The following is a 2816-nucleotide window of genomic DNA, read 5'->3' as shown; positions in this document are numbered from 1 at the left end:
GTAGCGACAAAAAGTCTGAGTGTTTTCTCGTCAAGTATTGGCGCAAGCATTTCGAAGCGTTTTTTTATCAACCTTATTTCCATGCATGCAGTATAGCATGTACGTTTTAAATGTAAAGGTTATTTTGTGACAACTCCTAAGCGGTCAATCTGATTAATTCAGGTTGGCCGCTAATTTTTTTTTGGAAGATCAGGAAACATATTCTTTGGCAATCATAAAATAAAATGAATCCGGAAAATCAGAACAAATCTTTTTATAAGCTTCTTTGCTCTTTTTCCCTTCTTCCATTATGGCAAAAAGCCTTCCAAGATTAAAATAAGCTTCATCTTTCAAAGAATTATCCGGTTCTGACACAATCTTTTCAAAATAAGCTACAGCAGATTTATAATCCTTTTTTTCTTCTGAAGCATAACCAAGACTGTTTATTATCCCGCATTTAATAAACCGGTTATTGCTAAAATCTATCAGAGCTTTATTGTAAAGATCGATAGCTGTATCTATATCTCCGGCATTATAGCATATATTGGCGAATTCAAGCCTTGCTATCTTACCGCCGCTATTGCCTGAATATTTATCTATTATGTTTTTAAAGCTGTCTTTAACTTCTTTCAAAGCTTTTTCAGGACCATTTTTCTTAACGGATATTTTATATTCTCTCATGCTGTTTTCAAGCATTGAATAAGCTTTGCTTTCAGACTTGCGGTTAAAGTAAGAATATCCTGAAAAAACCAACGCAATAAGCACGGCTGCGCTTACAATAGATATTAATTGAGTTTGATGTTTGCCTGCAAGATTTAATAATTTTGTTGAAAAAGTTATAAACTCATCCGGTTCTTTTAAAAGCGCCTTTCTTGTTATTTTTTTTGCCATTGTTTCTCCAAACAATATTTATTCCAGCATTATTTTTATTCTTTTCCACCCATCTTCCGGAATATTAGCTCCCATAACCTGGCAAACTTCATATCCACAAGCAGAACCCAGCTCGCCACATTTTTCAAGGTTGTAACCATTTACAAATCCGAACAAAAATCCAGCCGCCCATAGATCACCTGCTCCTGTAGTATCAATCGCAAACCCGTTTCCCATTGGTTCAACTTTAATAACTTTTCCTTTGTGGGATATATAACTTCCCCGATTGCCAAGTTTCAATGCCGCTATATCCGCGCGTTTTGAAATAACTTCAAGAGCCTTAAGTTCATCTCTATAACCTGTAAACGCAAATGCTTCATCCTCATTGGCAAGCAAAATATCTACATAGGCATCTACTATTTCATCAATAAATTCTTTATGTTCCTCCACAACCGTAAAACTTGCGAGATCCAGTGAAATAAGAGCCCCCGCAGCTTTTGCATTGTTTAAGGCAGAAAGTATTAATTTTTTATTAAACATCAGATAGCCCTCGATATGGACAACCGTAGCCCCTTTGAAACAATTGATTGTAATTTCTTCCGGTTTTGTTTCTGAAGATGCACCAAGGCAAGTAAACATCGAACGCTGGGCATCAGGTGTCACTATGGAAAGAACTCTTCCGGTGGGAGAAGCGCAAGTAAAAAGATGTGATTCAACATTATTATTTTTCAAATCATTTTCAAAAAACCTACCCAGATCATCTTCACCCAGTTTGCCTACAAACCGGGATAAGCCGCCAAGTTTTCCTATCCCAACAATCGTATTACACGCTGAGCCTCCAGGCACTATGCTGGGCTTTTTTGTTATCCGGGATAAAGTGTTTTCAATAACTTCATCATCAACCAGAGTCATGCCACCTTTTATGGCTCCGGCTTTTTCAATAAACTCATCGTTCTCTAAAGCAAGAATATCAACTAGAGCTGACCCTATACCTACGACAAGTTTATTGCCATTGCCTGCAAGTAAATCGTCTGTCATTTATTATCCTTAAGCAATCAGCAGGTTAGCTACTTTACTACTATATAATTGTTATATGTTCCAAAGTTATTCTGGCATAGTTGGTCGTTATTGGGATCCGTTTGCCATTGACCATCAACCTGGAATTTGTATTCATATCGTCCGGGATCCAGAAAAATCGATTTTTTCCAAACATCATTGTTTTCTTTTTTCATGGTATGAGTTTTTTCATTCCATTTATTAAAATCACCAATTAAAGATACTTTTTCAGCTTTTTGGATTTCAATAATAAAAGTCACTTTTCTTTTGCCAGGCGTTGATTTTATTTTCTCTTTTGCCATATGTACCTCCCTTTTGGCTCAAATTATTTTGTTATAAATAAAAATGGTTATAATAGAACAAGTTTATGTTCGGTATAACACTTTACGAGCAGCAGGATGGAATCGCTGAATTCAATTGTTCTTTGATATCAATATACTGTATATATCTAATATTTAATCTATTTATTGTCAAGATATTTATTCTTTTGCGATAATCCGATACTTGGCCTGCATTGTTCTTTCAGTGCCTATCAGGATTCCTTCATACAGTATGTTTTATTAAACTCAACAGTATATACCTTAAACATATAAAAATATTGAACAGATAAGTCAGGCCTGTGATAAGACAGGCTGTTTAGCAACAAGCTTATTGCCAACTGTTTGCTTTGAAGATTAAACAAATATAGAAAGATTTTTTAGCTTGATAATAACGGCATATACGTGTAAAAAAAGCAATAATCGCATTAAAACATATTAACAAAGGTTATTTTATAATCTAAAGTTTCACCGAAATGATGCATGGTTTACTCACGCGACCATCCGTAACAGCGCGTCCACGAAAGATTTTCGGGAGAGTTTCTGGTTTTTGTTGCAAACGGCATTAAAATCATCAGCCAACGCGGCCTTGGC

At 35.5% G+C, this 2816-nt stretch carries 3 protein-coding genes; all 3 read right to left on the bottom strand.

Annotated elements, in window-relative coordinates; genetic code table 11:
- Positions 1-189: 189 nt before the first annotated feature.
- From VXK47_RS00135 to VXK47_RS00125, 3 genes are read right to left on the bottom strand one after another with little or no spacing between them, the layout of a single operon-like run.
- On the bottom strand, positions 190-870 hold the full coding sequence (locus VXK47_RS00135) for a tetratricopeptide repeat protein (protein ID WP_435546744.1): 681 nt from the start codon (positions 868-870) through the stop codon (positions 190-192).
- Between the two features lie 18 nt (positions 871-888).
- Positions 889-1887, bottom strand: coding sequence for an adenosine kinase (locus VXK47_RS00130; protein ID WP_435546743.1), 999 nt, complete (start codon positions 1885-1887; stop codon positions 889-891).
- 29 nt (positions 1888-1916) lie between these two features.
- Complete coding sequence (locus VXK47_RS00125; protein WP_435546742.1) at positions 1917-2207, bottom strand: glycogen-binding domain-containing protein; 291 nt, start codon at positions 2205-2207, stop codon at positions 1917-1919.
- Positions 2208-2816 lie beyond the last annotated feature (609 nt).

It is taken from the genome of Desulfobacterium sp. N47, from assembly GCF_051233685.1.
Classification (GTDB): domain Bacteria; phylum Desulfobacterota; class Desulfobacteria; order Desulfobacterales; family RPRI01; genus RPRI01.
This window is presented reverse-complemented; position numbering and strand designations above follow the sequence as displayed.

What these genes read in the sequence shown, in the direction of transcription:
- VXK47_RS00130 (WP_435546743.1), bottom strand. Translation starts at nt 1,887, where the DNA reads ATGACAGACGATTTACTTGCAGGCAATGGCAATAAACTTGTCGTAGGT.
- VXK47_RS00135 (WP_435546744.1), bottom strand. Translation starts at nt 870, where the DNA reads ATGGCAAAAAAAATAACAAGAAAGGCGCTTTTAAAAGAACCGGATGAG.
- VXK47_RS00125 (WP_435546742.1), bottom strand. Translation starts at nt 2,207, where the DNA reads ATGGCAAAAGAGAAAATAAAATCAACGCCTGGCAAAAGAAAAGTGACT.